This is a genomic window from Bacillus salipaludis (genome assembly GCF_004358205.1).
Map to the genome: position 1 here is coordinate 116,728 of NZ_SMYO01000003.1, position 26,482 is coordinate 143,209.

Below are 26,482 nucleotides of genomic sequence, written 5' to 3' on the forward strand. Positions count from 1 at the left end.
TACAATTTTGTAAGGTAGGTGTAAGTTAATGAAATGGCAGTGGGGACGGGGTTGTCGTTAGAATATGGGTATAAATTGATTAGGGAGTTGAGAGAATGTCGATTTTGGATGTACGGCATTTAGAGAAGATTTATGAAGGGAAAGTTGCGCATAAGGCGTTAACGAATATTAATTTTTCGATTGAGCAAGGTGAATTTGTTGGGATTATGGGACCGTCCGGGAGTGGGAAAACCACCCTCCTCAACTTGATTGCCACGATTGACCGGCCCACTTCCGGGGAGGTTTTGATTAGTGGAAAGAATCCCCATATTCTAAACCGGAAGGATACGGCTCTATTCAGACGCCATGAACTCGGCTTTGTGTTTCAGCACTTTAATTTGCTCGACACACTAACCGTGGAAGAAAATATTGTTCTACCGCTCACCCTTGATGGTGTAAGCGTACGTCAAATGGAGCAAAAGCTTCAAAAGGTAGTAAGGAAGCTTGGGATTGATCAAATTCTGAAGAAACGAACCTATGAAATCTCTGGCGGGCAAATGCAACGGACTGCGATTGCGCGAGCAATCATTCACAGTCCATCTCTCATTTTAGCAGATGAACCAACAGGTAATTTAGATTCTAAAGCTTCTAAGGATGTAATGGAAACATTGACGACGATTAACAAAGAGGATGGCGCAACCGCTTTAATGGTAACGCATGATGCTGTCGCGGCCAGCTATTGCCACCGTGTCATCTTTATTAAGGACGGACAGCTCTATAATGAGATTTACCGTGGCGATAACCGTCAGACTTTTTTCCAAAAGATCATCGATATGCTTGCATTGTTAGGAGGAGACAGTCGTGACCTTTCCACAGTTCGTCTTTAGAAATGTTGTCCGGAATAAACGGACCTACTCCGCCTATTTTTTAAGCAGTGCCCTTTCGGTGTTAATTTTCTTTATTTACGCCCTTTTTATTTTTCATCCGGATATAAAAAAGGGTGTGACCTCAGCGACGGCTGTACAATTAATGTCCTCAGCTGAAGTCATTATGTATGTGTTTTCATTCTTCTTTGTGCTTTATTCTGTTAGTACCTTTTTAAAATCACGGAAACGTGAATTCGGGATCTTGATGATGCACGGAATGACAAGGAGTCAATTAAATCGAATGGTGTTTCTCGAAAACATGCTTATTGGTATTGGTGCGATTGCCGTTGGAATTGCATTAGGGATGGTCACGGGGAAACTGTTTTTAATGATTGGCTCAAAAATGATTGGGATCGCCCCACTTCCATTTTACTTGTCGAAAAGAGCATTGCTTTTAACACTTGTGGCGTTTTTAATCCTATTTTTTAGTATTTCCTTGTTTACCACTATCCTTGTCAGGGTAAATAAATTAATCGATTTATTTCAAGCGGGGGAAAAACCGAAAAAAGAGCCAAAAGCATCAGTTTTCTTATCCCTTCTTTCAGCCATTTTGTTGATTGCAAGTTATTTTTTAGCTGCTACAGCTACGATGCAATCATTACTTTTTAGAATGCTGCCTGTTATCGGCATGACGATTATCGGAACATACTTTTTTTATACACAGCTATCCGTTTTCTTGATGAAACGACTTCAAAAACAACGCTTATTTTTTTGGCGAAAAACCAATTTAATTACGATTTCAAGTTTAGCTTACCGCTTAAAAGATAATGCGCGCATGTTTTTCATGGTCACGATTGTTTCAACCGTCGCCTTTTGTGCAGTCGGTACACTTGCATCGTTTAATGTAATGAATAAGCAAATAAAAGCACAATTTCCCGCTGAAATCAGTTATTTAGCTAAGGACGATCAACCTGTCCATCAGAAACACCTGCAGCAAATCGAAACTGAATTGAAGGCTCGAAATATAAAGTATACAACGAACAAAGTTCCGATAAAATACGTTGCAATATCATCATCAACGGATCGATATTCACCAAAAAAAATTGCTGTTGTATCTTTCACGGATTATATAAAAATAACAAAAGCAGCTGGGTTTGATGCTAACGAAAAGCAGTTGATCGGCAAAGAAATCCTTGAAATGCGAACAGCGATTTTAAGTGAGGCGGAGCCGATCACCTATACGTTGGAACAGAATCATTTGAAACTTCAACATGAAAAAATAACCAAAGTTATCGTCCTTCCTATGCAATTAATTATGTCTCAAGGGATTATTGTTAGTGATGAACTTTTTAAAAAGCTAAGACCTGTAAACACAGAAATATTTACAGGCTATTATACGAAGGATTTGGGAAAAACTGCGGGCATGGGTAAGAACTTAACGAAAAATGGAATGTCGTTTTCTTCAGATAAAAATTCATACTCAATGACCGTAAGTGGAACCATTTATGAAAACCAAATGAATATGTATAAGATGATGTTGTTTGTCGCCTTATTAACAGGTGCCGTATTCTTTATCGCTGCAGGTAGTTTCCTATACTTTAGACTATATGCTGATTTAGATTACGACCGCCGCCAATATTTAACAATCAAGAAAGTAGGATTGACGGATCAAGAATTAAATAAGATTGTCACTCAGCAGCTAGCTTTACTTTTCTTTGTTCCAATTGTGGTAGCTTTTGTACACAGTGCTTTTGCCTTTATGGCGTTACAAAGCTTTTACCAGTTATCCATTGTTACAGAAATTATCATCGTCCTTGCAAGCTTCCTAGTTGCTCAACTTATTTATTTCTTCTTTATCCGATATCGATATTTACAGAATTTGAGGAAAACGTTGATTTAAAAAAATAAACAGCTCTCATGATTGGAGAGCTGTTTTATTTTTTTAGGGATTAAATCAATTGTTTTGTAGATCCGCTTCTTTTATTTTAGATATGCACGCAGTCCCAATCCATGGTGCTCTTTTATCCCATCCACGACGAGTTTTGCAATCTCCTTTGCACCTTTATCCTGAAAATGAGTATTATCCTGTACACCTCTCGGGAAATTAGGGTTTGTTCCTGGGTCTATCCACATAAAAAGTTCTTTAGTTTTTTCTGGCCCTAGCTGTTGAAAAAGCTTCTTACTTTTCGCCGTTAAATCAATAACCGCAACATGCTCCTCGTGTCCAAGCTCTCTCATTGCCGATGGATACCTTCCGTGCGTATTCAAAGCATCGCCTTCTGAGGAAAAACGTCTTCTTTCCATCGGAGTGACAAGCACTGGGATCGCACCATTTTGACGAGCACCTGCAATATATTGCTTTAAATAGCTTTTATATGTAGTAGAAGGTTTCGTATAACGTGTCGGATCCTTGAATTTTTCATCATTGTGGCCGAATTGAATGAAAAGGTAATCCCCCTTATGAATTTGTTTTAAGATTCCTGCCAATCTGCCTTCCATGATAAAACTTTTTGAACTTCTGCCAGGTACCGCACAGTTCTTTATTCGAACCCTATTATTAAAAAATTCCGGTAACACCTGTCCCCAACCGGTCCGCGGTGCCATATTGTCGGGGTAATTGGAAACGGTAGAGTCCCCAGCGAGATACAAAGTAATTCTATCCTGCTGAGATGCATCCTTTGATAATTTCCCGAACACATTGGAGGTGATAAACAAAGTCAAAACACCAGCAACAAACAGCATAGCAACTATGGTAAATTTCTTTTCTCGATAATGTTTCAGCGTTTTTCCCTCCCTTCCCCGCGAAATATGTATTCCTTATTATTATAAGCTTTCCATAACTCATCGAACTATCTGGGAAATTGCCGAACTAAAGTAATATATGCCATTAGTATTATAATACGAACCTAAGTACTAATACACCTTTTTTCCTAGGTTCTATTTTTCCCTTTTCAGCTTTATGTTTTCATTTAATAAAATTACCACCTTAGATTAGTTTCCAAACATTAGCGTTGGATTGGATTGCAACAAGCAATTTCAACATCCGTTAAATAAAAAAAGGTATCTTCCACCATTCGGAGGCTTGATACCTTTTAAAAAACATGTATCCGTCTTCATGACAATTGGCAAAAACAAACTATGATGGAGCTTATCACGTTGAAGGAGAAATTATTTATTAAGCTTTTTGTAATTTTTATGATTCACCACGGTTAACACTGGCTCTCCTGCCTTGGTCTTCATTCCTAGTTCCACAATAACTGAGTTATCGCGAACTTGTATAACTTTTGCCTTTTTCCCTTTGTATTCTCCGGTTTTGATCTCGACCAATTCATCTAACTGTACATTTGCAACACTGGCTTTTTCCTTCCCGTTCTCATTTGTTGATTTTTCTTCTGCCATTTTTTGTACCTCCACTTTGATTTCGTTTTTAGTATTACCAAGATATGGGCACAACATTTAGTCTTTATAAAAAATTACTTTACCTTCAAAATTTCCATTTCAATGACCCGTTTCAAATATTCATATTCTTTTTGCTCGAGGATGTCAATTTCTTTGTTAGTAGCCTTTAGAATTTGATCTCTGCATTTGGCAATTCTTTGAATCATCGGGAAAATGGTTAGACTTGAGAGGTTCACAAAGTCATATAAATCAGCCAAACATACAGGCAATTTGTAGCCTTTATTACTGCTCGCAATTAATAACCCGTGATCACGCAGCTTCGAGACGATGTTGGAGCGAAAATTATGCGGGTTCAACTCGATATTGCGTATAGCATTGAGATTATTTAATATTTCCTGTGTGTAAACATATTCATCTGGATTTTCTTTCAGATTAAAAAGTAAAAACTTTAAAAAATCAATGCGAAGTTTTTCATCCTCATCGTCACTTTTGCGATACTTATCAATGTATTGATAAGCTAAATTGACTGCCTGTTTGATGATTACCTCGTCATTCTTAATGTCAGCAGAATCTACCTTGTAGTCATAGAGAAAATTCCGATAGTCATGGGGCCATAAATTGATTCGGACAATTTGAGATTTGATGATTTTATAAAATGATTGATAATATTTTGAAAGATTTTTCTCATACCCTATTGCCAGTGTTCGTGCAGTATATTCCGCCAATTTGATAAGAATATCTGATTTCGTGTTATTGAATCCGAAGCTTGAATAATTAAAGAGATCAGGTATACATTCTTGTTTTACATAGTTGATAAACGCATTCATAAACTCTTTCGGTTCCTGATCGTCCGATATAATATCAAGCTTTTCATATGTATTTGATAAATCTTCGAGGACCTTGCGTGTTAAATATTTTATAAAAGTATTTTTATAGGTGACGCCACTGTTTTCTCTTATTTTCTGCTTGTCGATTACATATGCATATATTTTAAAAGGTAAATCCTTCATTTCATTCAAAATTTGCAACATACGTTCTGGTTGATCTTTAATATAACTAAAATGTTTTTCTCCATTTTGAATATATTTTTGCCATATCCTTTCAATTTCTCCTTCTAGCCCTTCTTTATCGGTATCTTTTACTAGAATAGCCGTAATCATAAAGTGGGTTGAGACGTCACTGTTGTCAAAATCAAAACCATAATCACCATACTCATTGAAAAATGCATATTGGATATCGTTCAACTTCCCCACCTCAATTGTCGATTAATTATTATCTAAATAGTTCGACAAACGGAAAGCAAACCCTCTAAAAGTTATTTATTTCTTGGCTCTGTTAAACCTGGTTGTTGATTTCCGCTCCAGGTACAAGCGGTTCGGGGAGTCTTCGTGCCTTCCGCTCCAATCAACGTTGGTTTAAAATCAACATTGTCCTTTAACAGAGCCTTTTCCTTAAACAAATAAAGAAAATCGGGTGGTGCCAGACACCACCCGAATTTTCTTGTTTCACATAATGTTCCACGGGATTATAATTTTTTAACCATGTTATACCACGTAACTCCGGCATGCTGGGAGTCCGAGATTCCTAGGTTTCGGTATCCATGATTTTGATAGAAGCCGATTAGTTCTTCTTTACAGGTAAGGGTAATGGTTTCGCGATTTTTTTCCTTTGCGGCTTTTTCAATATGAGAAAGGAGTGACGCTGCCACACCACGTGTTTGAAAATGTGGGGTTACCGCTATCCCAAGGATACTTTGATGTCCCCCCGTTTCTGGGTTTTCCTTTAGATCCTTAAATAAGTCATCCGTAATGAAGGGAGTTTTAATAACCGGTCCATTTACAAAACCGATGATTACCCCATTTTCTTCCGCAACAAAAAAACTATCAGGGATAACTTCAATCCTCATTTCAAATGCTTCCTTTGTCGCCGCCTCTTCTTGAGGAAAACAAAGCTGTTCAATGATTACAATATCTGATAAGTCCTGCTCTTTTACGTTTCGAATATTCAACATGCCTAATCTTCCCTCCATCATCAATCTATTTAAGTTTAACACATGGAAGATAATATTTTCTTAAGAATGTCGAAAAATTGAAAAGTATTTATACAAAATTAGGACATTAGAAATGATAAATATTAAAATCTAGTAAAAGAAAACATTTTTAAAAGTTGACAAAATGATTTGACATATCCGACCAGCGTGTTAATATAATAACTGCAGGAAAACATTACAAATGAATAATTAAAGCTATTCCGCTAGAGGTGCCTTTTTAAAGGGCTGAGATTGAAGTGCTACTTCGGGACTCTATGAACCTGATCTGGTTAATACCAGCGTAGGGAAGTGGAAAATAGGATATTTGAGTAACCAAAAGATTGTTTATTTCAAATTTTCAAAAACCACTTCCTTACAAATTGGAAGTGGTTTTTTTCATTTTAACGGAATCTTCTAAAGGGGTGACTAATATTTCAAAGGAATTCCATCTTATTTCAAATGGTCAAATGCCAATTGAGCAATTTGCTGAAATTGCCACAGATATCCATCCATACATAACAGCGATTCACCTGCGAGAAAAAATAAAAACAGCCAGAGAACTTTTTGATGCTGTGGAATTTTTAACAAAGAAAAACATCCCTTTAACAAAAATTATTCTTAATGATCGTGTCGATGTTGCCATTGTTACAAATGCCTCAGGCGTTCAATTAGCTTATCACAGTTTAGAGGCAGACATTGTTAAAAAAAATTTCCCACGACTTCGGGTAGGAAGCTCCATCCACTCTTATGAGGATGGACTAAAGGCGATAGATCGTGCTGATTACGTGTTGTTCGGCCACGTCTTCCCTTCTCATTCAAAACCTGGAAGATGCCCTAAAGGTCTTGAGGAATTAAAAAAGGTATCTCAATTAAACATCTCGGTTATTGCAATTGGCGGGATCACACCTGAAAATACTTATCAAGTTCTTCAGGCAGGTGCAACCGGTATTGCGGTTATATCGGGAGTGTTAGATGCAAAGGATCCAGTAGCAGCGGTAAAGTCTTACGCAAATGAACTAAAAAATGGAGATGAATCAATTGTGTCATTCATATGATGTTGCCATTATCGGCGGCGGAATTAACGGTGCTTCCATCGCCTATCAGCTTTCCAAGTTGGGTAAAAAAGTCATTATTTTAGAAAAAGAAGGATTGGCTTGCAAGGCTTCGAGTGCCGCCGCGGGAATGCTCGCAGCCCAAGCGGAAATCGAACAAGAAGGTCCCCTCTTCCAGCTGGCAATAAAAAGTCAGTCCATGTTTCCTGAGCTTTCAAACGAGTTATTCGATCTTACAGGGGTCGATATTGAGTTCGTCCAAAAAGGAATGTTAAAAGTCGCAGAAACAGATGAAATTGCAACCGAGTTGAAAAAACAGGTTATTTTCCAACAAAATTGGGATTCCAAAATCCAATGGCTCGACTCATGGGAAATAAGCGAAATGGAACCAGCTATTTCACCGAGTGTTGCCGGTGGGATGTATCTCCCAAATGACGGACATGTACAGCCGGAAAAATTAACTCAGGGCTTTGCAAAAGCCGCCATCCACTATGGAGCAGAAATTCATGAAAATACGGAGGTCCTCTCTTTTCTTTTTGAAAACGGGCAGGTCAAAGGGGTTAAAACTTCAAATGGCCTCGTCCATAGTGAACAAGTGATCGTGGCAACCGGTGCCTGGGCTGGCAGATTAATGAAGGAATCCGGTTTAGACCTTCCTGTGTTCCCTGTTAAAGGTGAATGTTTTTCTATCAAAACGGATGTACCATTCATTAATCGGACGATTTTTTCCGATAAACGCTGTTATCTCGTCCCAAAACGAAATGGGGAGATTTATATTGGCGCAACAATGATAGAAGATACTTTTGATGACAAGGTCACTCCGCAAGGAATTGCAACATTAATTGAAAGAGCAACCCATCTTATTCCTAAAATTAAGGATGCAGCATGGGAGCGGGTTTGGTGTGGAATCCGGCCTCAAACAGGTGATGGACTTCCTTATATAGGCGAGCATCCGGAATGGAAGGGTTTATTTGTCGCGACCGGGCATTTTCGGAATGGAATCCTGTTAAGTCCGATTACAGGAAAACTTGTCGCTGACTTATTAGTTGGTAATCAGGATTCTCTTCTTTCCGCGTTTCAGTTGGAGAGGCACACCGAAACGGTAATTTGAGGTCGGAACGGAATATTGCGTTCCGACCTCATTGATACATTACCCTTTTAAAATTTCTAGCAATCTTTCACGAAAATTGCCAGCAAATAATCCGCCATGATAACAAATGACTTTTTCAATGTCATAGCTTAAAAGATTATCAAGTGATTTTATTGCCATTTCATTATCTAAGGCGTATTTCGGATCAGCCGGATATAATTGTCCTTCTTGAACAATTAATGCATCCCCGGCAATTAAGGTTTTGCTTGCTTGATGGTAAAAACTCAAATGACCCGGAGTATGTCCAGCCGTGTCGATCGCAATCACTCCACCACAGTAAGGTAATTCCTGACCACCTTCAATTACATGGTCTACTTTTGCCTTTGGTGGATTTTCTAATCGAGATTTAAAAGCGCGGCGAAAGTCTTCTGGAACTTCAGGCGGAAGCGATTCCAAGGCTTTCGTAATGGATTCAGGGGTAATCCTTAGAATCATTTTTTCACCTTGAATAAACGGCTTTTCTAACTCACTCGCATAAACATCTATTTTTTCCGGGGATTCTTCCAGGATGTTTGGTAAACTGCCGATATGGTCGATATCTTGATGAGTGATGAGGATTTTCGTCAGTCGTTCAAATAAAACGCCTGCTTTTTCAATCCCAACACGCAAATCATTCAAGTTGCCGGGATAACCTGTGTCAATCAAGATTAGGTCATCTTCATCCCAAATGATGGCCGGGTGGATGACATTTACCTCACCAGTAGAATTGATAGAGATTTCTAACATGTGAATACCATTTTTCTTAAACATTGGATCCCTCCAGAGAAAATTAATCATCACTGCGAATCCAATATTACATCTTTAAAAAAGTTTTATCAATACGCAAACATTTAATCATACCATATAAAAATTTTTCCGTCAAGGTATTTATCAAAACAAAGGAGGCTTTACATGAAGCTTTTGTTAAATGGCGAAAGAGTTATACTCCCCGATGATATTGTGTTTGTTTCGGATGTTCTTAATCACTTTGAGGTTCACAATAAAGTGGTGGTCGTGGAACTCAATGGCAAGATTTTAACCAAAACGGAACACCAGAGTACTAGAATATCAGATAAAGATAAAATCGAAATTGTTCATTTTGTAGGAGGCGGTTGATATGTTAAAAATTGGTCCATTATCTTTTCAATCTCGTTTATTACTTGGAACGGGAAAATATCCAAGCTTTGAAATCCAGAAGGAAGCAGTTGAAGTTTCTAAAGCAGAAATTCTTACCTTTGCTGTGAGAAGAATGAATATATTTGAAGCTGGCCAGCCGAATTTTTTAGAACAGCTTGATCCTTCTAAATTTACACTCCTCCCCAATACAGCGGGGGCAAAAACGGCCGAAGAGGCGGTCCGCATTGCGAAACTAGCGAAAGCATCCGGCTTGTGCGACATGATTAAAGTCGAGGTGATTGGCTGCGATCAAACCTTGCTTCCTGACCCTGTTGAAACATTACGGGCGACCGAGGAATTGGTAAAGGAAGGATTTATCGTTCTCCCTTATACTTCTGATGATGTTGTGTTAGCAAGAAAACTGCAAGAGCTGGGATGCCATGCCATTATGCCAGGAGCATCACCCATCGGTTCCGGCCAAGGAATCATCAACCCTGTTAACCTTAGCTTTATTATCGAACAGGCAGTGGTTCCGGTCATTGTCGATGCCGGAATTGGCTCTCCTGCTGATGCGGCTTTGGCAATGGAACTTGGGGCGGATGGTGTGTTATTAAATACCGCTGTATCTGCAGCAAAGGATCCTGTGAAAATGGCAAAAGCTATGAATCTAGCGATTGAAGCTGGGCGCTTAGGCTATGAAGCCGGACGCATTGAGAAAAAGCGATATGCGACGGCCAGCAGTCCTAAGGAAGGAATGAGTATTGGGTGAACGGTCGGTACTCACGCCAGGAGCTTTTTGCACCAATTGGAAAAAATGGGCAGCAACGGATTGCAGATAAACAAGTGCTGATTATTGGCGCCGGAGCGCTAGGTTCAGGGAGCGCCGAGGCTCTTGTTCGTGCTGGAATCGGGAAATTAACGATTGTTGACCGCGATTACGTCGAGTGGTCGAATTTGCAGCGGCAGCAGTTATATACAGAAGAAGATGCGAAGAACCGAACGCCAAAAGCGATTGCGGCTAAAAATCGCTTGAACGCGATAAATTCATCTGTATCTGTTGAGGCTTTGATTGAGGATGCCTCTGTTATAGAGCTCGAGGAATGGGCTCGGAAAGTGGACCTGATCATCGATGCCACCGATAATTTTGAAACACGAATGATTTTAAATGATGTATCGCAAAAGTATGGGGTTCCATGGATTTACGGTGCATGTGTGGGTAGCTATGGAATATCTTATACGATTGTTCCTGATCGGACGCCTTGCCTTTCTTGTTTACTGGAAACGGTTCCTTTAGGAGGAATGACCTGTGATACAGCTGGCATTATTAGTCCAGCTGTGAACATGGTGGTTTCTTATCAAATCAGTGAAGCTTTAAAAGTATTGGTTGGGGATTTGAATTCATTACGAAACAAACTTGTTTCGTTTGATGTTTGGAGGAACCAATATAGTGCTATTTCGGTAGATTCCTTGAAAAACACGGATTGTCCTTCGTGCGGTGTTGAGCGCTCCTACCCGTTTTTGTCATATGAAAATGTAACAAAGTCAGCAGTGCTTTGCGGAAGGGATTCGGTTCAGATTCGTCCCTCCTCTCCTGTTGTGCGTGATTTGGAGGCTTTGGAGAAGGTATTGGTGAACCAAGGAGGCATGGTGCAGCGGAATCCTTATCTATTGTCTTATAGCGTAGATTCTTTTAGAATGGTTATATTTAAAGATGGTAGAGTGATTGTGCACGGAACGAAGGATCTTATGGAAGCAAAAGTGCTTTATCATCGTTACTTGGGGTAATTAGGACTTCGTGTGGGACAGTTTACATGTTTTTATTTGAATTACGTTTCTTCGGCGGCTTTTGAAAAACAGTTTCCTCTTTTGGTAATGGATTTTTTTCCTCCGGGAGGTCCGATAAGACATTTTCATGATTTTTCATGGCTTTGTCCTACCGGCAACACTGGAGAGTCATTATTTTACTTTTCGCTTTGAATTTTGTCCCTCCACGGCTGGAGGGACATTTTTCATTTATTTTTTTAGATTTTATCCTTGCACAGGCGTTGGAAAGATGTTTTCTATCAATTTACGTAGATTATGACCTTCTGCTGCCATCAACTTAATCGAATGTAATATTCAGTTCCTTTAACGATCGAAACCCAATCAGTTTTCTCCATTGCACTTCAGGATCAGATAATTGAAGGTTATCCTTCCAAGCTGAGAGCGATTGAAGTGCAATTTGTGCCTCTAACCGTGCCAAAGGAGCACCTAAACAAAAATGTGAACCATACCCAAAGGCAAGATGCTGATTCGGCTCCCTTTTGATATCCAGTAAATATGGTTCATGGAATTGCTTTGGATCTCGATTGGCAGCACCCAAAAGAATATAAACCTGGTCGCCTTTATTAATCTTTTTCTTCTTGATCTCGATATCCTCTGACGCAACCCGAGCGGTCATCTGTGTTGGACTTTCATAGCGCAAAAATTCCTCAACCGCCCTTTCCATTAGCAAGGGGTTTTCCTTTAACTCCATCATTTGTTGGGGATGTTTCAATAAAACGAGCATGGAATTGCTGATCAAATTAACGGTAGTCTCATGACCGGCAATCACAAGTAAAATGCAGGCTGCCAATAATTCATCGTCCGTTAGCCTGTCACCTTGCTGCTCCTCTTTTATTAACAAGCTGATTAGGTCCTGTTCAGGTCTTACTTTCCGTTTCATAATCAGCTCTTTAAAATAATTCCTAATGATTAACATCTCTGCATTCCCATTGTCTAACACCTTTCTCGATCGTGTAAAATCGATGGTTTGAATTAAGCTTGATGCCCATTCCCTAAATCGATATCGATCTTCTCGCGGTACTCCCAAAATTTTCGCGATAATCTGACTTGCTAATGGAAACGAAAAATCGGATACAATATCCATGGTTTTTTTATTTTGAAACGACACTAGTAATTCGTTGACCGTTTGTTCGATATAAGGACGAAGTTGATCAACCGTTTTTGGTGTGAATACATTACTTACCAGGAAACGTAACCGTTTATGATCTGGTTGATTTTTAAATAGCATCATATCGTTTTGGATATTTTTTAATTCGTCATATTTTTTTGATGCCAAGGGCAGCGGGATGCGATTTATAAAGCGGGTATCTTTCAGAATCATTTTTGCTTCTTCATATCCTGTTACATACCATCCCGGCTGCTTCAATAGATTTCCCCAATGGATTGGATGAATAGATCGAAACCTATCATAAAGTGGATACGGATTATGAAAAAAATCAAGTGGGCTAGCTGGTATCGTTTGTTTAAGAATCGTTTTCATTTCGGTCCCCTTCCTATATGGATAAAAGTCTTACAGAATGAATTTCTGTAAGACTTTTATCCTTTCTATTTTTCTGCCGCCAAGCTTGCCTTCATTTCTTCCACTGATTCAATCTCAAATCCTAAATCCTGTAACATTTTATAATCCTCATTCTCCTCTTGCCCTGCTGTCGTTAAATAATCGCCAATAAAAATTGAGTTGGCTGCATAGAACCCTAACGGCTGTAAAGAACGAAGGTTGACTTCACGTCCTCCTGAGATTCGAATCTCCTTCGTTGGATTGATAAAACGGAAAAGTGCGAGCACTTTTAAACAATAAAGCGGTTTTAATTCCTTTACACCTTGCAGTGGAGTACCATCAATCGCATGTAAGAAATTAACTGGAATTGAATCCGCATCAAGAGCCTTTAAGCTATAGGCCATATCGGCGACATCCTGCTTCGTTTCCCGCATGCCAACTATAACCCCTGAACACGGCGACATCCCGGATTCTTTTACCATCTCAACGGTATTGACACGGTCATCATAGGTATGAGAAGTAGTAATGTTGGCATGATTGTTTGCAGATGTATTGATATTATGGTTGTAACGGTCTACCCCGGCTTCCTTCAGACGATTAGCTTGTTCAGGCTTCAACAGACCAAGGCAGGCACAGACTTTTAAACCGTATGAATCTTTAATTTCCTTAACCGCTTCGACTACATGATCAATCTCTTTATTGGATGGCCCCCGGCCACTTGCCACAATACAGTATGTTCCCACGTTTAAATCATAGGCACGCTTTGCGCCTTCAATGATTGTATCCTTATCTACCATTCTATATGTATTAATCGGCGCGGTTGAAATGGAAGATTGTGAACAATAACCACAATTTTCAGGGCATAAACCTGATTTAGTATTCATGATCATATTCAGCTTTACTTTATTCCCGAAATAACGTTTCCTAATTTGAAATGCCGCATGCATGAGCAACAAAACATCCTCATCCGGACATTCTAAAATTGAAAGAGCCTCCTCATTCGTTACTTCCTTACCCTTTAATACCTGATCCGCAAGCTCCATCCATTTATTCATATTATTAACTCCTTTTCCTGTAAAAGTAATGTCACATCAATGTGTTCTTTTACCATATTTTTCATGTTTTCTAATGTTAAATCTCTCAGTTTAGGAGTAATTCCTAAAATAGGTACACCGCATAACTCTTCAATTAATTTAGGATTTGTTTTTTCAGCAAGACTAGGTTGTTCACTAATTCCATTCAAAACAATCCCGGTGATCGTAAGTCCCAGACTTTTTGCATATTGAACCGTTAGAAAAATATGGTTGACGGTCCCAAGATTAGGCCGGGCAACAATTACAATCGGCAGTTCTAACTCCTTTATTAAGTCACTTACTAAAAACTGTTCTCCCAATGGGACCGAAATCCCGCCAGCCCCTTCGACAATAAAAAATTCGTGTTTTTCTTTAATCTTTTCCCAGTGACTTAAAACCTCTTCCATCCTTACGCTTTTACCTTCGAGCTTGGCTGCAACGTATGGTGCAAGTGGTTCCTTAAATACAAAAGGCGTAATTTCTTCGTAAGATAATGACGTTTTGGACAATTGTTTTAAAAGACTTGTATCGCTTCTTGGATCCTCACGCGTAATGCCGCTAAGCAATGGCTTAAATACCCCAATATCTATTTGCTGCTCTTTAAGTACTGCTGCGATTCCGCTTGATATAATTGTTTTCCCAACATCCGTATCTGTTCCTGTAATAAAAATACCGCTGATCAAATCATATTCAGCTCCTTTCCAATGCAATAAAAGCATTTAAGTAAGTAATCAATTTCATTCGAAGAATGGTCGGATGTGACAGTAAGGCGAATCCTACTTTCCCCAACCGGTACCGTAGGCGGACGGATTGCAGGAGCAAATATTCCTTTTTCCTGAAGCTTTTCAGCAAAAATAACCGCCTTTTTCGGATCTCCGATGATGACAGGAATAATCGGGGTCAGATGCCCCTTCACGACATATCCCATTTCTGCTAAATTCGTTTTTAGTCTTTTTACATTCGAAAACAACTGCCTCCGCTTTTCATCACTTTCCCCGATGATTTCGAGTGCGGCATAGGAAGCGGCACAAATGGCCGGCGGCATAGCGGTTTGAAAAATGAAAGTTCTTGCATGGTTGAGCAAAAAGTCAATTAGTATCTGAGAACCCGCAACAAACCCGCCATCCGTTCCAACGGCCTTACTTAAAGTTCCAATTACAACATCGGGATGGACACCGAAATATTCACTTGTACCCCTGCCTTTTTCTCCCAAAACACCTGTTGCATGGGCATCATCAACAATTACGTAGGCATGATACCGTTTCGCAAGGGAGATAATATATTTAAGCGGGGCGATCGTTCCATCCATACTGAAAACACCATCGGTTACGATAAAACGCCGTTTAAAGTTAGATGTCTCTTTCAATTTTTCTTCAAGATTATCCATATCGATATGTTTATAGACAACAGTTGAGGCCTTGGAAAGTCGGCAGCCATCGATAATACTGGCATGATTTAATTGATCACTTAAAATGACATCTCCATTTTCTGGGAGAGAAGATAACACGCCGACATTCGCTAAAAAGCCGCTTGAAAAAAGTAAGGCAGCTTCTGTTTGCTTAAATTGAGCAATTTTTTCTTCCAGCCTTCGATGCCATTCGGTATGACCGGTTGTTAATCTAGAGCCGCTGCTGCCTACGCCAAATTCGTGGAGAATCGTTTCGGCAGCATAAACCAAATGACAATTATACGCGAGCCCTAGATAATTATTAGAGGAAAATACAATCTGCTCCTTACCATCAATTAACATTTTTGGCAGTGGAGCTGTATTCATTGTTCGCAGTTTCCGATGTAAACCGGCCGCTTTCGTTTGATCAATTCGTACACTTAGCCATTCATCAAACTCCAACGTTCGTCACCTCAATAATCGCTTCTTTCATAATCACTACCATTTCCTTCAATTCTTCAATTGTGCTTACATGCGGCGGCATAAAGACGATAGTATCGCCCAAAGGTCTCGTCAGCATACCGAGCTCTCTCATCTTCAGGGTAGCTTGATAGCCGATCCGTTTTTCCTTCGGGAAAGGCTCCTTCGTTTCCTTTGAAAAAACAAGCTCAATCCCACACATAAACCCGAGCTGGCGGATGTCGCCAACGTAAGGGAGCAATTTCAGCTCCTCAAGTAATTTATGGAGATACTCTGCCTTTTCAGATACATTTTCTACAAGGTTTTCTTTTTCAAATATACGGATATTTTCAAGTGCAACTGCACATCCCAGCTGGTTACCTGTATAAGAATGACCATGGAATAAGGTTTTTAATTTATCGTAGTCATCATAAAAGGCTTGGTAAATTTCCTCTGTTGTCAAGGTTGCTGCAATTGGCAGGTAGCCCCCTGTAATTCCTTTCCCGACTGCCATTAAATCAGGCTGAACCCCTTCATGCTCACAAGCAAACATTTTCCCCGTACGGCCAAATCCGGTAGCAACTTCATCGACAATCATTAGGACATTATATTTTGTGCAGAGGCGACGAACACCTGACAAAAATCCCTCTGGCATCACAATCATTCCGCCGGCTCCCTGAACCATTGATTCGATTGAAAGTGCAGCGATTTCTTGATGTTTTTCAATCAGCAATTGTTCAAGTATATGTAAACATTTATCGCGGCATTGCGCTGGATCTCCGCTTTCAGAATGATAAACAACTGGAATCGGAGCTTTATAGCTTTCAAAAATGAGCGGGCCGTACACTTGATGGTATAGATCGATCGAACCAACACTTACCGCGCCAATTGTATCTCCATGATAACCATTGTGCATCGCGATAAATTTTTGCTTCTCCGGCCGTCCGATATTCATCCAGTATTGAAAGGCCATCTTGAGTGCAATTTCCATCGCTTCTGCACCACTATCGGAATAAAAAACACGAGTCAGTTTTTCGGGACTTATTTCGATTAGTTTTTCTGCCAGTTCTGTTGCCGGGACATTGGTCATTCCTAAAAGAGTTGAGTGAGCAATTTTATCAAGTTGTTTTTTAATGGCTTCATCTAATTCTTTTTTTCGATGACCATGGACATTTAGCCAAAGAGCAGAAAATCCATCATAATATTCCTTTCCATCTGTGTCTTTTACTTTTATGCCTTGGCCGCTTTCAATGATAATTGGATTTTTATCGTAATCTTTCATTTGAGTGAACGGTAACCAAAGGTACTTTTTACTTTTTTCAATTAAGTCGTGTGTCATTTTTCTTCCTCCCATTCAACGAATATTGGCTGTTTTTCTAAGTATGTTATGTAAGCATGAAGATCACTTAAACCATCTATAAAAAAGATGCGGCAGCCGCGTTCATCACCAAACTCTTTTAATCTCGTAATTCGCTGGTAGCCAAGATTTTTGCTGGCAACATATCCTGAAATATATTCCGGATCATCGGACCAACATAATTCTGCGATTGTAGCTGGATGCTGACTTACTTTTGTTGCAAGTACAAGTGCCTCCTTTACCCTTTGACTTCGCGTGATTTTATGGTAAACTGCCCATTTGTCAAAATTCGAGGTAGACCAGTCCATTCGCGAAACCCGAATTCCTTTTTCGTTTCGATTATCGATTCGTTCACTAGAACGGATATCAAACAAAATGGCCCCTCTAAGCCCGGAATTTTCCGTAATTTGCTCAAATGCTCTTTCAATACAGTTTCGGGGAACCCCGGCTATCTCTAAAAGGTTTTGTGCGATTGAATGCCCTTCTTTTACTGATTCCACTTCATTTGTTCCAATCGGTAATGGCTTTAGTTTTGTTATTGGTTGATCTATTAATTCAAGCTGAATCTGCATAAAATCAGGGATGCCTCTTGAATGTGTTAATGCTTTTTCAAGCAGGACATTAACTGCATTTTTCAAATTGCCATAGGTAGAAATAAGTTCGCCGCCGGAAATATGCTTGCCCCCCTGCTTATGGGCCCCATTCTCAGAAGCTCTCATTCTAACACTATAAAAGCCCTCCTCACTCAAAATCTCTTCCTCCCAAATCAATATGTTAACCAAGTAAAATATTAAGTTAACATATTAAATGTTAAAATCATCCATCAAATTTGTCAATAGGGTGCCTGGCACCACCCGATTTTTCTTGTTCCACAAAAATGTTCCACAAGAAAAAAAGAGTGCTAAAAGGAATTGATTTTATATAGGAAGCAGTACCTCATCTAGTAAGGCACAAAAAAACCGTACAGACACCATCCTGTACAGTTTTTTATCAGGTATTAAATTTTTTTAACTATGCTTTATATATATAGTGCTTGTTGTTTTTTTCCGGCTTCCTTTTTACAAGCAATACATATGAAAGTACTGCTCCGCAACCGGCAAATACGATGACAATTCCCATAGGAATTGCTGAATGTCCTCCGCCAATTCCGACGAGCGGTGCGACAATTCCACCAAATGCCAGCGACATGACCCCTAGCAATGCAGATGCACTGCCAGCATTATTACCTTGTGATTGCATTGCTAGTGAAAATCCTGCGGTATTTACCATGCCGACACTCGATACAACGAAAAATAATGGAATTAAAATGAAAATCAATTTTGCATGTGCCAGTATTAAAAGGAGTAAAACAATTCCTCCTATTGATGATGTCCCCAAACCAAATACCAGCAGTTTTGATTCATGAATTCGTCCTGCCAATCTCCCGGCCGTCTGACTATTGATCATGATTCCCACCGCATTAATTGCGAAAATAAGACTGAACATTTGCGGTGAAGCGCCATAAATATTTTGCACTACAAAAGGAGATCCCGAAATATAGGCAAACATGGCTGCAAAAACCAAACCCTGTGCTAATGCATAGCCCATAAATCGACGATCTAAAATTATCCTTAGAAAGGTGTTATATGTATTTTTAACACCTCCGGCAGAACGCTTTTCATGAGGAAGAGTTTCCGGTAAACCAAAAAGTACAACAAAAAACATCACAATGCCGATACCACTTAAAACAATAAATACTCCCTGCCATGGAACGAATTTTAACAATTGGCCCCCTACCACTGGAGCCAGAATTGGGGCGAGGCCATTGACCAACGCAAGGAGCGCAAAAAACTTTGTTAATTCACTGCCGGAGTATAAATCACGGACAATCGCCCTTGAAATCACAATTCCCGCCGAACCCGCCAAGCCTTGGACCAACCGCAAGATAATTAATCCCCAAATGGATGGGCTAAATACACATAAAAAGGACGCGATAAAATAGGTAATTAAACCAATTAAAAGGGGTTTACGCCGTCCGCTTACATCACTGATTGGTCCGGCGAACAGCTGACCGGAAGCTAGACCAATTACGAAAAAGCTTAAGCTAAGCTGTACGAAAGATGGATTTGATTCAAAATCCTTTGCAATATTAGGTAAAGCAGGTAAATACATATCAATGGATAACGGACCAAATGCAGCCAGCGAACCAAGTACAATTGCCATCCATACCCTCTTAGAGCGGGAAAGTCCCTCCTGATTATTCATTGAATAATCTGCCATATTGATCAATCATTCCTTCCGTCATTTCAGTTTATAAAAAGCCATACCATTACCAATTCATTTCTTTTTTTTCGAATCCCTAAAAGAAATGATCTTACTAACATATGTTAGCAAATTTCCAAAAAATTGATAAGAAAAACACTTATAATATAATGTGTTTTTAGCAGAATGGCTTGAAGATGACGGTTTATTCGTTCACGCTAAAAATTAAATCCCTCAACCAATCACGGCTGGTGGATTTCTTTAAATATCGTTTTATCTTTTTTGAGAAGGAATTAGATTCTTTCGTCTATTTCGTACCAAAATGAACCTTTTCTTTATAAAAGTCTAATCTTTCCTGCGCATTTTCTTTAATGATGATATCAACACCTGTATCAACTATTTTCTTTACATGCTCTCCCTTTATGACTTTTAGGGCTGTTTCAACAGCTAAATGGCCCATATCAAAGGGATTTTGAGCGACTGTTGCAGAAATGGTTCCATCCTTGATATATTTCACCATATTAGGAATTCCATCTGCTCCAATAACCGGCATTACCCGGTCCTCTTCCTTAAGGACCTTTATAATCCGATAAGCAAGATTATCATGTGTAGCAATGAATCCTTTAAGATTAGGATTTTCTATCAAAATCTGATTCACTTCTTTTCTAACCATCTTTAAATCATCTGGAACGCCCGCTTTTTCCGCTGCCACAATCATTCCTGAATTTTTTAAGGCAATTTTAGCCCCCGTTATCCTATCTTTAAAAACTGGGACTGATAGATTTCCAGCGATAATCGCTACTTTATTGCCCGGATGCAGCTCAGAGCTCAATAATGAACCTGCCTTCTTGCCTAAATCAACGTTGTCAGAACCAACATACGCCGTTTTATTCGGCCATGGATTATTTTGATCCATCAAAAGAACAGGAATATGCTTTTTTTTCGTAAACTTATCCAATATCGGAATAACAGAAGAACTAATTGGCGAGACAATTAAAACATCAGGTTTTTCTTGATAGAGTTTCTTTAATATCCGGGCCTGTTCTTCAACTGATTCCTTATCCGTTCCGACTACTTCCCCATTAATACCAAAGTCTTTAAATCCTTGTTCGACACCTGATTTCACTATTTCAAAATATTGTGTGTCTAAATTTTTTAACACTACAACCACTTTCGGTTTATTATATGATTTATAGATTAGTCCAACTAGTATGACGGAAATTATAACAATCATCAGAATAACTACTTTTCCTTTTTTAAACACAAAATCCTTCCCTCTTTTCTGTTTTAAAAACTATGGGTAGTTTAAAAGGAATTTAATTGAAAACGAATCGAGAACGTAGTTCCTTCATTCCCGGTTTTAATATCAATTTCAGCATGGTGGCGTTTGGCCACACTATAACAGATGGCTAAACCCAGGCCTGTTCCCTTTTCCTTTGTAGTAAAGAAAGGTGTCCCTAATTTTTGCAAAACTTCCGGGTTGATTCCATGACCTTGATCCTTTATTTCCAAAAAAACGGCCTGTTGATCGGTATAGGTTTTTATCGTAAGCTGCCCATTTGACGACATCGCATCAAATCCATTTAATGAAATATTTAAGATCAGCTGGCGAATTTCTTTATGATCAAGGAAAATATCTGGACAATCATGTAAATCCAGTTTTACCTGTTTACTAGAACGCATTGCTTCCGCTTGAATTAGTGGAAAAATAGCTTTTAAAATCGCATTCAAACTTTGTTTTTTCTTTACACTAACCTTATTTTTCGCTAGGTTAAGAAATTCCGTGATGATGGAATTAGCTCTCGTTAATTCTTCTAACATGATATCGATAATATCAGGTGCTAAAGGGTCTTTATTATTTCTTGATATTTGTAAAAATCCTTGAACCGTCGTCATCGGATTCCGAATTTCATGGGCAATCCCGGCAGCCATCTCCCCAATTAAATTTAACCGATCTAATCGGGACATCTCTTTTTCCAGAAGTACCCTCTCAGAGATATCGTTTAATACAATCAAAATACATGGCTCAGGATACACATCTATCATTTCAGTTGATAATAATCCATCGCGTAGATCGCCGGTTTTCGTCCGATAATTTATTTTCTTATTGCGAATCTTATAATCAATCTGAATTGGGTTCCCCGTAGCTTCCTCAATAAAATTGTTCAAATTTATTTTTTGTTGTTTAATCTCTTCAAGAGAATAGCCTGTATAACTTAACCAACTGGTATTTACCTCAATAATCGTAAAATCTCTTTTGGAGAAAATCGCCATTAAACTTGGACTAGCAGCAAATATTTTCCGAAATCTTTCTTGTGATTGGAATAAATGGTCAGCAATTTTTTTCCGTTCCTCAATTTCGGATTGAAGCTTTTCGTTTGCCTTAATTAGTTCCTCTGTTCGTTTTTCGACAATATATTCGAGATTATTGAACTTCAATCTTTTAACTTCCTCAATCTGCTTTCTTTCTGTTACATCACGGATCGTACATACAAAGATCTGGTGATTTTCAACGGATGTTTCACCAATGAGAATATCCGCATGAAAGTGGCGCCGGTCTTTCTTAATGCCTACAGATTCAATCACTCTACCGACTGATTTTTTTATAGTGGTTAAAAAAGATAACCGGACAAGATCGTCATCAGATTTATGAAATAGGACAGCAACGTTTTTCCCTATGATATCATCAGCTGTATAACCAAACATTTTTTTTATAGCAGGATTCACGGATAAAACAGAACCTTGTTCATCAAAGGTAACAATCGTATCGACTATGGTTTCTCCAATAACTTTCGACAGTGCCTCAGTTCGACGTAGATTTAACGTGGTTCGATCCAATTTTCGATTGATTTCTTTCAGCTCATTTGTCCGCTCGCGATTCGTTTGAAGAATATTTTCTTCATGTTTTTGATGAATTTTTACAAATTGTTCGATTTTCCGTTTTAATGTATCAGGATGAAATGGTTTAAAAACATAATCAATTGCCCCTGCGGCATAACCTTGATGTACATGTTCCTTTTCTTGACTAATGGCCGTAATGAATATAATGGGAATATGTCTCGTTTTTTCTCTGGCTTTAATCAGCTTAGCCGTTTCAAAACCATTTAGTCCAGGCATTTGTACGTCTAGTAATATAACCGCGAAATCCTGCTTTAGCATACAAATTAACGCTTCTTTTCCCGAGTTAGCACTTACCAAATTATAATTGGGAGAATTCAGTACAGCTTCCAACGCTAAAAGATTTTCTGGATGATCGTCTACCATTAATATGTTCACTTTATTTGTTGGGAAACTACTTATTTTTTCGGAATAGTCTTTCTGATCCGTCGAATTCTTCGTAACAGTTTTCATAACTCGTAAACTTTATCCCCTCTCTTTTTCCCAGCCCGAGAAAGCCTGAATGGCTTAGGCTGTTATATAATAATTTATGAACCTCATTTTGTAGCGTTTTATTAAAATAGATGAGTACATTCCGGCAAATAATAATATCAAACTCATTAAAGGATTGATCGGTTACCAGATTATGCTGGGCAAAAAATACATTTTTTCTAAGAAAGGCATGAAAAAAAACCTTATCGCCAGTGGCCTTATAATATTCCGAAAATGCCCTCTTTCCACCCGCTTCCAGGTAGTTTTTCGTATATAGTTTCATTACATCTAATGGAAAAGTTCCCTGCTTTGCTTTTTCGAGAATCAGATGGTTTAAATCCGTCGCGTAAATTTTCGATTTTTCATAAATACCTTCTTCATACAAGAGAATCGCCATCGAATAAACTTCTTCTCCGGAAGAGCAGCCAACATGCCAAATTCGTATTTCCGGATAATCCTTTATCATCGGGATAATTTTTGTTCGAAAAGACTTAAAAAATGTAGGATCGCGAAACATCTCCGTCACATTAATGGAAAAGTCCAAAAACAAACTCAACATCGTCTCTGAGTCACGAAGGACTTTTTCCTGAAGAGCCGAAACACTCGATAGGTTCTCCTTTTTAACACGTTGGCTAATTCTCCTTTGAATAAAAGGAAACGCATAGTTTCTAAAATCGTATCCATAATAGCGAAAAACAGCCTCAAGCAGTAATTCAATTTCAATATTTTCAATCTCTTCTGATTGCAGAATTGGAGGATTTTTCATTGTATTATTTCAATCCCTTCTATTGATACAGCCAAACCTGCATTAACGAGAAAAGTTGGTCTAAATTAATTGGCTTACTAATATAATCCGTAGCCCCCGCCTCTAAACATTCCTCTCTGCTCCGCTTCATCGCTTTTGCTGTAAGGGCAATGATTGGTAAGGTTTTAAATTCTGAGGTTTGCCGAATTTTCCGCATTGCCTCAAACCCGTCCATCTCCGGCATCATAATGTCCATTAAAATAAGATCAGTATCCGGGCTATTCTTTAATACCTCAATTCCTTCCCGACCGTTTTCTGCTACAATTACTTCCATCCCATTCTCCTCAAGGGCAATGGTAAGGGCATATACATTGCGTATATCATCATCCACTATAAGAATTTTCTTATTATTCAAGATTGAATTCTCACACCGTTTTGGTTGAATCTCTACAGTTTCAAATGTTTCATTCTCATAAAGCGTTACGGCTGCTTCATCCATTGCCGTATTTTCAACCACTGTTTTTTGGCTGTAGGGTAAAAATAACGTAAAAGTGCTCCCTTTTCCTTTTTTACTTGATACCTCAATAAATCCACCTAATAAATGGGCCATCTCCCGGCTAATCGAAAGTCCTAAGCCGGTACCGCCATATTGACGACTGGTCGTTCCGTCTTCTTGAATAAAGGCATCAAATATCGAGACTTGTTTGTCTTCCTCAATTCCGATTCCCGTATCGATAACGGAGAAAGCAAGCATTGTTTTCCTTTTTGTTTTTCCATTGGTTAGTGGACCACTGGCATTTTTTATTACCTTCTGTACTCGTAAGGTTACATTGCCGACCTCCGTGAATTTAAAGGCATTAGAAAGTAAATTCTTCAAGATTTGCTGCAAACGCTGCTCATCTGTCAAGAACGTCTCCGATAATCCTTCTTCTAATTCTGTTGTGAAGCCAACATTTGTTTGAATCGCGACAGGAGAAAATTGGCGATGAATAAATTTCTCTAATTCCTGCAATTCAACCTCTTTTAGATTAATATCTAATTTACCTGACTCTACCTTTGCTAAATCCAGAATATCATTTATTAAATGAAGTAAATCGTTCCCAGACGAGTAGATGGTCCGAATATACTCTTGTTGCTTAGCTGTAAGGTTTCCCTGCCCATTTTCAGAGAGGATTTGCGCTAAAATGAGCAAACTATTCAGTGGTGTCCTTAACTCATGCGACATATTTGCTAGAAACTCAGATTTATATTGAGAGCTAAGCTCTAGTTGCTGCGCTTTCTCTTCAAGCTCCTCCCGAACCTTTTCGATTTCAACATTTTTTTGCTCAGAGGCTTCATATTGCTCTTCGAGTTTTTCATTTGTTGTCCGTAACTCTTCTTGCTGTAACTGCAGTTCCTCTGATTGGGCTTGAAGTTCCTCGGTAAGTGCCTGCGATTCCTGTAAAAGTTTTTCAACCTTCATATGGTTCACAATACTATTAATCTTGATGCCAATATTATTATTGACTGCTTCGAGCAGTTTTACTTGCAACGGACTAAAGGACGTGAAGGAAGCAATTTCAATAACTGCTAGTACATGATTTTCAAACTGGACCGGCAATATAATAATATTTTTCGGTGAAGCTTCTCCTGTTCCAGACCCCACTCTTATATAATTGTCCGGGACATGACTTAAAAGAATCGGACGCTTTTCAAGTGCACATTGTCCAACCAGCCCTTCTCCAAAACGAAAACGCATATAATCTTTATTCTTATCTAAGGAGGCATAACTTGAAATCTTTTTTAAATAATATTGATCTTCTTCCACTTCTTTTATATAAAAAACCCCAAAACTCGCCTCTACCATTGGAACAAGCTTCGTTATTAATAGCTCTGCTAACATCGCCACATTTTCAATTTCGGGGTAAATCGTCGCGATTTCAGCAATTTTTGTATTTAACCAACTTTGCTCTTCTGCTTCTAGTAAAAATTGTTTCTCAAGCTTACTATGCTTCTCCAGTTCATTTGCCATTTTATTAAAAGCAACGGCAATTTCCCCTAACTCACCCTTTGCAGAATGATCAATTCGTGGTAAAGAGTCAAAGTTGCTTGTGGTTGCCCTTTTCATGACATCGGTGATTTTGTTCAAGTTTTTAGTAATGCTTCTAATAATCCAAAACGTAAAACCAATACCAATAACCAAGGCAATGGCAAGGTAGCTGTAAATCACGGTGACTGCCCAATTATATGTATCTTTAGACCCGATCAGTTCATCCTTCAACTTTTGTGATTGCAAGCGATAAAGAATATCGGCAATTTGCATCATTCTTTGCCGAAGCAGTTCTGAATCCTTCCAAAAAGAATCTGGAATTTCAATATCTTTATTTAATTTTTTTTCAACCAAAGCTTGCTGCCCCATATTATTGTAGGTATCATGCAATGTTTTTAACTTTTCCATTAGCTCTTGCGCTTTCTGGTCGGTGTCCCTTTTTTTTAGTGCATCCAGCGCTGTGGCTAAAGTGGTTTGTGAATCTTCCCAATCATTCTTTGCGGCTTTATTCATTTCCTGGTGATGATCGGTTAATGCAGAACTAAGCTCTAAACCAATTCTAGTTGTTTCAAATTTAATATCAGAAGCCATTTCGATTCTTTCATTTAAATCATTCACTACAAGGTTTAAATTCACGGTTGTTTGTTCGAGCATGTTCATTAAAACTAACGCGATGATAAAAAATAATAGCAGTAAAGACCCCGTGCCCGTATAAAGCTTTGTTTTAAATTTCATAATATCCCAGATTCCTTTTTTAAATTTTTAAGTTTCTAAAAAGACTGAATATTAGTAGCAAAAAAAATCATTGCCTTTAACTTTATCTATCATACTGCATTATTATCGAGGATAAAATATTTTTTTTGAAAAAAAGCGAGAATCAGAAGAGGACAGACCTTTCAATACTAGGTTTTTTATGAAAAACAACTCCCC

At 38.7% G+C, this 26,482-nt stretch carries 23 protein-coding genes and 1 riboswitch; of the genes, 7 read left to right on the forward strand and 16 right to left on the reverse strand.

Features of this window, described 5'->3' with window-relative positions; all coding sequences use genetic code 11:
• The first annotated feature begins 95 nt into the window (after positions 1-95).
• Entirely contained in the window at positions 96-866 is a 771-nt protein-coding gene (locus E2K98_RS05980; RefSeq protein WP_133333352.1) for an ABC transporter ATP-binding protein, read from the forward strand.
• A complete protein-coding gene (locus E2K98_RS05985; RefSeq protein ID WP_133333353.1) occupies positions 841-2,745 on the forward strand; it encodes an FtsX-like permease family protein in 1,905 nt (634 codons plus the stop codon). Before E2K98_RS05980 ends, E2K98_RS05985 begins: the two co-directional genes overlap by 26 nt.
• 80 nt (positions 2,746-2,825) lie before the next feature.
• Here the strand turns inward: E2K98_RS05985 and E2K98_RS05990 are convergent, their stop codons facing one another.
• The 4 genes from E2K98_RS05990 to E2K98_RS06005 form a co-directional block, all read right to left on the reverse strand.
• Positions 2,826-3,560, reverse strand: coding sequence for a rhamnogalacturonan acetylesterase (locus tag E2K98_RS05990; protein ID WP_268884023.1), 735 nt, complete (start codon positions 3,558-3,560; stop codon positions 2,826-2,828).
• A gap of 453 nt (positions 3,561-4,013) precedes the next feature.
• Entirely contained in the window at positions 4,014-4,244 is a 231-nt protein-coding gene (locus E2K98_RS05995; RefSeq protein WP_133333355.1) for a DUF2187 family protein, read from the reverse strand.
• A 74-nt stretch (positions 4,245-4,318) separates the two neighbouring features.
• Positions 4,319-5,488 (reverse strand): hypothetical protein, encoded by a 1,170-nt coding sequence (locus tag E2K98_RS06000; RefSeq protein WP_133333356.1) that lies wholly within the window; start codon positions 5,486-5,488, stop codon positions 4,319-4,321.
• Between the two features lie 281 nt (positions 5,489-5,769).
• Positions 5,770-6,255 (reverse strand): GNAT family N-acetyltransferase, encoded by a 486-nt coding sequence (locus E2K98_RS06005; RefSeq protein WP_133333357.1) that lies wholly within the window; start codon positions 6,253-6,255, stop codon positions 5,770-5,772.
• Positions 6,256-6,489: 234 nt separating this feature from the next.
• A riboswitch (TPP riboswitch) is annotated at positions 6,490-6,598 on the forward strand.
• Between the two features lie 97 nt (positions 6,599-6,695).
• Between E2K98_RS06005 and E2K98_RS06010 the strand changes: the two genes are divergently transcribed.
• Together E2K98_RS06010 and thiO are read left to right on the forward strand one after the other, a co-directional pair.
• Positions 6,696-7,328, forward strand: a complete 633-nt coding sequence (locus E2K98_RS06010) for a thiamine phosphate synthase (protein WP_328591964.1) — start codon at positions 6,696-6,698, stop codon at positions 7,326-7,328.
• Positions 7,303-8,436, forward strand: coding sequence for a glycine oxidase ThiO (gene thiO, locus E2K98_RS06015; protein WP_133333754.1), 1,134 nt, complete (start codon positions 7,303-7,305; stop codon positions 8,434-8,436). Before E2K98_RS06010 ends, thiO begins: the two co-directional genes overlap by 26 nt.
• 39 nt (positions 8,437-8,475) lie before the next feature.
• On the opposite strand, the gene E2K98_RS06020 is transcribed toward thiO, so the two are convergent.
• A complete protein-coding gene (locus tag E2K98_RS06020; RefSeq protein WP_133333358.1) occupies positions 8,476-9,225 on the reverse strand; it encodes an MBL fold metallo-hydrolase in 750 nt (249 codons plus the stop codon).
• A gap of 141 nt (positions 9,226-9,366) precedes the next feature.
• On the opposite strand from E2K98_RS06020, the gene thiS reads away from it, so the two are divergent.
• From thiS to E2K98_RS06035, 3 genes are read left to right on the forward strand one after another with little or no spacing between them, the layout of a single operon-like run.
• Positions 9,367-9,570, forward strand: a complete 204-nt coding sequence (gene thiS, locus E2K98_RS06025; RefSeq protein WP_133333359.1) for a sulfur carrier protein ThiS — start codon at positions 9,367-9,369, stop codon at positions 9,568-9,570.
• A gap of 1 nt (position 9,571) precedes the next feature.
• Positions 9,572-10,339 carry a thiazole synthase gene (locus E2K98_RS06030; protein WP_133333360.1) on the forward strand — a complete coding sequence of 256 codons (768 nt, stop codon included), beginning with the start codon at positions 9,572-9,574 and terminating at the stop codon, positions 10,337-10,339.
• Positions 10,336-11,355, forward strand: coding sequence for a thiazole biosynthesis adenylyltransferase ThiF (locus tag E2K98_RS06035; RefSeq protein ID WP_133333361.1), 1,020 nt, complete (start codon positions 10,336-10,338; stop codon positions 11,353-11,355). Before E2K98_RS06030 ends, E2K98_RS06035 begins: the two co-directional genes overlap by 4 nt.
• A 316-nt stretch (positions 11,356-11,671) precedes the next feature.
• Here the strand turns inward: E2K98_RS06035 and E2K98_RS06040 are convergent, their stop codons facing one another.
• The 11 genes from E2K98_RS06040 to E2K98_RS06090 all read right to left on the reverse strand — a co-directional run bounded on the left by E2K98_RS06040 (position 11,672) and on the right by E2K98_RS06090 (position 26,287).
• Positions 11,672-12,874, reverse strand: a complete 1,203-nt coding sequence (locus E2K98_RS06040) for a cytochrome P450 (RefSeq protein WP_133333362.1) — start codon at positions 12,872-12,874, stop codon at positions 11,672-11,674.
• 65 nt (positions 12,875-12,939) lie between these two features.
• Positions 12,940-13,947, reverse strand: coding sequence for a biotin synthase BioB (bioB, locus tag E2K98_RS06045; RefSeq protein ID WP_133333363.1), 1,008 nt, complete (start codon positions 13,945-13,947; stop codon positions 12,940-12,942).
• Complete coding sequence (bioD, locus tag E2K98_RS06050) at positions 13,944-14,645, reverse strand: dethiobiotin synthase (protein WP_133333755.1); 702 nt, start codon at positions 14,643-14,645, stop codon at positions 13,944-13,946. Before bioD ends, bioB begins: the two co-directional genes overlap by 4 nt.
• Positions 14,645-15,814 (reverse strand): 8-amino-7-oxononanoate synthase, encoded by a 1,170-nt coding sequence (gene bioF, locus E2K98_RS06055; protein WP_133333364.1) that lies wholly within the window; start codon positions 15,812-15,814, stop codon positions 14,645-14,647. Before bioF ends, bioD begins: the two co-directional genes overlap by 1 nt.
• Entirely contained in the window at positions 15,804-17,150 is a 1,347-nt protein-coding gene (gene bioA, locus E2K98_RS06060; RefSeq protein WP_133333365.1) for an adenosylmethionine--8-amino-7-oxononanoate transaminase, read from the reverse strand. The genes bioF and bioA overlap by 11 nt, the downstream gene beginning before the upstream one ends.
• A complete protein-coding gene (bioW, locus tag E2K98_RS06065) occupies positions 17,147-17,917 on the reverse strand; it encodes a 6-carboxyhexanoate--CoA ligase (protein ID WP_133333366.1) in 771 nt (256 codons plus the stop codon). The genes bioA and bioW overlap by 4 nt, the downstream gene beginning before the upstream one ends.
• 262 nt (positions 17,918-18,179) lie before the next feature.
• Positions 18,180-19,427, reverse strand: a complete 1,248-nt coding sequence (locus E2K98_RS06070) for a multidrug effflux MFS transporter (protein ID WP_133333756.1) — start codon at positions 19,425-19,427, stop codon at positions 18,180-18,182.
• 289 nt (positions 19,428-19,716) lie between these two features.
• The gene (locus tag E2K98_RS06075) at positions 19,717-20,673 is read right to left on the reverse strand and encodes a sugar ABC transporter substrate-binding protein (protein WP_133333367.1); all 957 of its coding nucleotides are present in this window, start codon (positions 20,671-20,673) and stop codon (positions 19,717-19,719) included.
• Positions 20,674-20,714: 41 nt separating this feature from the next.
• A complete protein-coding gene (locus E2K98_RS06080) occupies positions 20,715-22,673 on the reverse strand; it encodes a PAS domain S-box protein (RefSeq protein WP_133333368.1) in 1,959 nt (652 codons plus the stop codon).
• 28 nt (positions 22,674-22,701) lie between these two features.
• Positions 22,702-23,544 carry a CheR family methyltransferase gene (locus E2K98_RS06085; RefSeq protein WP_133333369.1) on the reverse strand — a complete coding sequence of 281 codons (843 nt, stop codon included), beginning with the start codon at positions 23,542-23,544 and terminating at the stop codon, positions 22,702-22,704.
• A 19-nt stretch (positions 23,545-23,563) separates the two neighbouring features.
• Positions 23,564-26,287: a response regulator gene (locus E2K98_RS06090; protein ID WP_133333370.1), complete on the reverse strand. Its 2,724-nt coding sequence runs from the start codon at positions 26,285-26,287 to the stop codon at positions 23,564-23,566.
• Positions 26,288-26,482: the final 195 nt, after the last annotated feature.

What these genes read in the sequence shown, in the direction of transcription:
- E2K98_RS06040 (WP_133333362.1), bottom strand. Translation starts at nt 12,874, where the DNA reads ATGAAAACGATTCTTAAACAAACGATACCAGCTAGCCCACTTGATTTT.
- E2K98_RS06080 (WP_133333368.1), bottom strand. Translation starts at nt 22,673, where the DNA reads ATGGTAGACGATCATCCAGAAAATCTTTTAGCGTTGGAAGCTGTACTG.
- bioA (WP_133333365.1), bottom strand. Translation starts at nt 17,150, where the DNA reads ATGACACACGACTTAATTGAAAAAAGTAAAAAGTACCTTTGGTTACCG.
- E2K98_RS06005 (WP_133333357.1), bottom strand. Translation starts at nt 6,255, where the DNA reads ATGTTGAATATTCGAAACGTAAAAGAGCAGGACTTATCAGATATTGTA.
- E2K98_RS06030 (WP_133333360.1), top strand. Translation starts at nt 9,572, where the DNA reads ATGTTAAAAATTGGTCCATTATCTTTTCAATCTCGTTTATTACTTGGA.
- E2K98_RS05995 (WP_133333355.1), bottom strand. Translation starts at nt 4,244, where the DNA reads ATGGCAGAAGAAAAATCAACAAATGAGAACGGGAAGGAAAAAGCCAGT.
- E2K98_RS06070 (WP_133333756.1), bottom strand. Translation starts at nt 19,427, where the DNA reads ATGGCAGATTATTCAATGAATAATCAGGAGGGACTTTCCCGCTCTAAG.
- E2K98_RS06085 (WP_133333369.1), bottom strand. Translation starts at nt 23,544, where the DNA reads ATGAAAAATCCTCCAATTCTGCAATCAGAAGAGATTGAAAATATTGAA.
- bioB (WP_133333363.1), bottom strand. Translation starts at nt 13,947, where the DNA reads ATGAATAAATGGATGGAGCTTGCGGATCAGGTATTAAAGGGTAAGGAA.
- thiO (WP_133333754.1), top strand. Translation starts at nt 7,303, where the DNA reads ATGAATCAATTGTGTCATTCATATGATGTTGCCATTATCGGCGGCGGA.
- thiS (WP_133333359.1), top strand. Translation starts at nt 9,367, where the DNA reads ATGAAGCTTTTGTTAAATGGCGAAAGAGTTATACTCCCCGATGATATT.
- E2K98_RS05980 (WP_133333352.1), top strand. Translation starts at nt 96, where the DNA reads ATGTCGATTTTGGATGTACGGCATTTAGAGAAGATTTATGAAGGGAAA.
- E2K98_RS06020 (WP_133333358.1), bottom strand. Translation starts at nt 9,225, where the DNA reads ATGTTTAAGAAAAATGGTATTCACATGTTAGAAATCTCTATCAATTCT.
- E2K98_RS06090 (WP_133333370.1), bottom strand. Translation starts at nt 26,287, where the DNA reads ATGAAATTTAAAACAAAGCTTTATACGGGCACGGGGTCTTTACTGCTA.